Genomic DNA, 3,958 nt, shown 5'->3' with positions numbered 1-3,958 from the left:
CTATGGCAGGGTCAATGACCTCGCGACCGGGCTGACGGATGACTATCTGGCGGCGCTGGTTCCGGCGAAACCCGACGGCATCATGCTGCCCAAGTCGAACGGCGGCCAGGATGTGCAGCACCTGTCGGCAAAACTCAGGGTGCGCGAGGCCGAAAAAGGCCTGGCCGACGGCGCGATCAAGATCCTGCCGATCATCACCGAAACGCCGGCAGGCGTGCTGGCGGCGGCAACCTATGCCGGGACCAGCGCGCGGCTTGCCGGGCTCACCTGGGGCGCGGAAGACCTGTCGGCGGCGCTCGGCGCGCGCAGCGCCCGCGACGAGCATGGCCGCTACACGGACGTGTTCCGTCATGCTCGCACCATGACCATACTCGCCGCCGGTGCGGCGGAGGTCGCGGCGATCGACACCGTCTTCCCAAATTTTCGCGACATGGCGGCCTTCGCCGCGGAGTGCGCCGAGGCCGAACGCGATGGCTTCACCGGCAAGATGGCGATCCACCCCGATCAGGTGCCGGTCATCAACGCAGCCTTCACGCCGTCGGCCGAGGCGGTGAGACAATCGGCGGCAATCGTTGCTGCGTTCGCGGCAGCGGGAAGCCCCGGCGTCGTCGCTATCGACGGCAAGATGTTCGACCGCCCGCACCTGCGGCTGGCCGAGCGGCTTCTGGCGCGGGCGAAGGCGGCAGGTGTTTCCGCCTGAGCGCCTGCTACCAAACCAATGGAATCAGGCGGTAACGGACCCGGGCCACATAGTCGTCATAGCCGCGCAGACCGGCGCGAAGCGTTTTCTCTTCGATGAAGGTGCGGATGGCCAAGAGAACGACGAGCACGAGCACCGACGCCAGCCCCCACCAGGAACCAAGCAGAAGTGCCGTGCCGGCGAAGAAGAGGATGGCGCCGGCATACATAGGATGGCGGACGTAGCTGTAAGGCCCGGTGGAGATCACACGTTGTCCGCGTTCGTCCTGGATCTTGACCACGGGCGCCGCAAAACTGTTCTCCAGCATCGTCAGATAGCAGATCCAGATTCCGAGCAGCAGGACCAGTGCGCCGACCACCTGCACCCAGACGGGAACCGCCGACCAGCCGAAACGCACGTCGAATCCCATGAATATCTGAGAACCAAAGATGGCGAGCAGAAGTATGGACAGCAGCACCTTGTCGGCCGCGTCCTGATTCTTCTGGATGGGAGAGCTCAGCCGCTCATTCATCAGACCGGGATCGCGCCTCGCCAGCGCCACGCCCAAGGTGAGACTGAGGCCCACCATCCCCACCAGATAGACCCAGGCCCCCGGCCAATGCAGCGTGCCGGCCGACAGGAAGAGCAAGGCGCCCATGGCGACGAACCAGACGAATGTCTGAAGAACCAATTTCGCGATCATGATCGACCTGCCTTGATATCCGCTGATGATTGGTATTTTAGACCATTGGTCTACCATACAGACCACTGGTCTATAGTTCAAGCGAACCTTCGACCCGAGGCTCCGAACTCCAGCTTAACAAAAGGCTTGCGGCAGTCGGTTGTGTTGGCGGCTTTTTGCCGGGCAGCCTTCCACGATAGGAATTTTTTCTTGACTCGGTGATCTCAGCTATGGTACATTTTTGCCCATGGTGCTGATTTGCGCCAGTGACCCGCCGCACAGGCGGGTTTTTCGTTTGATGCTCCGTCAGCCAACGCGCAAGCGGAGACTCCGAAGGGACCCGTTAACCCGAAATCCGTTGCCCTGGCTGCCGACGTCGGGACTGGACGGGAGCAGCCATCACGTGCAGAAAGTTCGTCATGCCCCGTGTCATCAAGCATCCAGAACTCAGGCGAGAAGAACTTCTGGATCATGCCCAGACCCTGTTCCTGACCCAAGGCTATGACAAAGCGAGCCTCAATGACGTGATTGCGTCCGCCGGCATCTCGAAGGGTGCTTTCTATCATTACTTCCCCTCCAAGGAGGCTCTCCTGGAGGCATTGGCCGATCGCTTTGCAAAACAGGCACTGGCTGGGGTCCAGGACATACTCCACGATCCCGGCCTCGACCCGCTTGGCCGCCTGAATGGCCTGCTCAGCCAGTCGCGGCGGGCCAAGATCGAAACCGCGCCGGAAGCTTGGGCTCTTTTCGAGACGATGTTCCGGCCTGAGAATCTGGTGCTTTTCCACCGTATCAATCTGGCCGCCAGCGCGTCGTTTTCACCGCTGCTGGTCAAGGTCATCAGGCAAGGAATCGAAGACGGCACCTTCAGGACCTTCGATCCGGAAGGTGTCGCCGACATCGTCATGCAATTCGGCATGGCCACGCGTGATGTCGTCGCCAAGGCCATTGCCGGCGGCAGCGACGCCGACATGGAGGCCGCGATCGAAGTCCTGGAGAAACGCGTCAGGCTCTACGAGATCGCCCTCGACCGCATACTGGGCCTGCCCGATGGAAGCATTCGGATCGGCGAGCCCGGCTATGTGCGCACCGTCATGACCGCCAGGCGGCGAACGAGTTCCGGCAAGGCGCGGTAGCTGGCCGAGCCTGATATCTAGTCCTTGTCCCAGCGCGGCCGGCGCATCGAAAACACCTCGTCGACGCTGGCATAGTCCATATAGCCGAGACGAGCGACATTGCCGGCCTTGGTGATGTCGAACAGGCCGTCCGTCAGGAAGGCGTCGTCGATATGCACGCCGACCACTTCACCGGCGACGATAACGGCACTTGTCGGCGACCCGTCCAGGGCCTTTGGCCGAAAAACTTCAGTCACCCGGCATTCGAGCGCGGCCGGCGCTGCCGCCACGCGCGGCGGGGCGACCAGGCGCGACGGCGCCATGGCAAGATCGGCATAGACGAACTCATTGACGCCGCGCGGAGCATTGACCGACGTGCGGTTCATCTTCTCCGCGAGATCGCGGCTGACCAGATTGGCCACGAACTCGCCGGTTTCCTGGGCGAAGGAGGCGCTGTCCTTCTCGCCTTCGGAGGAGAACCAGACGATGAAAGGCCGCGTCGAAACGGCATTGAAGAAGGAATACGGCGCGAGGTTGATCTCACCAGCCCTGTTCAGTGTCGAAATCCAGCCGATCGGACGCGGCGCCACGATCGCCTTCGAAGGGTCGTGCGGCAGGCCGTGGCCCTTTGAAGGCTCGTAGAACATTCAGCCGACCCACGGCCCCGAATAGTCACTGTACAGCTTTGCCGGATCGGGCCGGGGCCGCTCCGGCGCCGGGCCGGCATAGGAGCCGATATGGATGAAGCCGATGACCCGCTCCTGCGGCGCCAGCCCCAGCAGTGCCCTGCCCTCCGGCACATCCGAATACCAGTTGCTGATCATGTTGGTGCCAAAGCCCAGCGCGTTGGCTGATATCATCAGGTTCATCGCCGCCATGCCGCCCGACAGGAACATTTCCCATTGCGGGATTTTTGGATTCTCCCTGGGGACAGATACGACGCCGATCACCAGCGGTGCGCGCGAGAACCGCGCCAGTTCCTGATTGCGGCGGCCCTCCGTCAATGGGCCCTCCCGCTGCTCGGCAAGTGCTGCCAGTTGCCTGCCGATCTCGACGCGGGCGTCGCCACGGTAGAGGATGAAGCGCCAGGGCTCCAACCGGCCATGATCGGGCACCCGGGAGGCAGCAGTGATCATTGTCGCGATCTCCGCATCGCTCGGCGCCGGCTCCTTCAGATCTGGAATCGGTGCGGAGTTTCGGGTCAGCAGGAAGTCGATGATCGGCGACGCCATGGGCGCAAGTCTCCTGGACATTCTGTTTTGAGCTGAAGCGCACCATCGGGGATTCGGGCGGCTCGGGCATTGGCGCGGGATACGCCGGACGGAAGAGTCGTATCGGTCGGACTCTTAAGCCTTGAAATTGCCACCGCCATGGGCTTCAACGCAAGGCATGTTTGAGGGGACTGTCCGTCTTTTCCTGGTCTGGCTCGGCGCCCTGCTGTTCATGGCGCCGGTTTCGTTCGCCATGGCGCAGAATGTCGAC

At 62.6% G+C, this 3,958-nt stretch carries 5 protein-coding genes; 2 read left to right on the top strand and 3 right to left on the bottom strand.

Features of this window, described 5'->3' with window-relative positions; all coding sequences use genetic code 11:
* Nucleotides 1-700 (top strand): CoA ester lyase (locus EOA22_RS26515; protein ID WP_164755835.1); only part of this gene is annotated, 700 nt, incomplete at its 5' end.
* A 7-nt stretch (nucleotides 701-707) separates the two neighbouring features.
* Here the strand turns inward: EOA22_RS26515 and EOA22_RS26510 are convergent.
* A complete protein-coding gene (locus EOA22_RS26510) occupies nucleotides 708-1,382 on the bottom strand; it encodes an isoprenylcysteine carboxylmethyltransferase family protein (RefSeq protein ID WP_013531970.1) in 675 nt (224 codons plus the stop codon).
* Nucleotides 1,383-1,780: 398 nt separating this feature from the next.
* Here EOA22_RS26510 and EOA22_RS26505 point away from each other — a divergent pair, with 398 nt between their 5' ends.
* The gene (locus EOA22_RS26505; RefSeq protein WP_063167879.1) at nucleotides 1,781-2,497 is read left to right on the top strand and encodes a TetR/AcrR family transcriptional regulator; all 717 of its coding nucleotides are present in this window, start codon (nucleotides 1,781-1,783) and stop codon (nucleotides 2,495-2,497) included.
* 17 nt (nucleotides 2,498-2,514) lie between these two features.
* On the opposite strand, the gene EOA22_RS26500 is transcribed toward EOA22_RS26505, so the two are convergent.
* Together EOA22_RS26500 and EOA22_RS26495 are read right to left on the bottom strand one after the other, a co-directional pair.
* On the bottom strand, nucleotides 2,515-3,123 hold the full coding sequence (locus EOA22_RS26500; protein ID WP_024505354.1) for a flavin reductase family protein: 609 nt from the start codon (nucleotides 3,121-3,123) through the stop codon (nucleotides 2,515-2,517).
* On the bottom strand, nucleotides 3,124-3,708 hold the full coding sequence (locus tag EOA22_RS26495; RefSeq protein WP_024505355.1) for a nitroreductase: 585 nt from the start codon (nucleotides 3,706-3,708) through the stop codon (nucleotides 3,124-3,126).
* Between the last annotated feature and the right edge of the window lie 250 nt (nucleotides 3,709-3,958).

Source organism: Mesorhizobium sp. M7A.F.Ca.US.014.04.1.1, from assembly GCF_003998745.1.
Taxonomy (GTDB): Bacteria; Pseudomonadota; Alphaproteobacteria; order Rhizobiales; family Rhizobiaceae; genus Mesorhizobium; species Mesorhizobium ciceri.
Note: the sequence above shows the minus strand (reverse complement) of the source record. Positions and strands in the feature narration are given on the sequence as shown.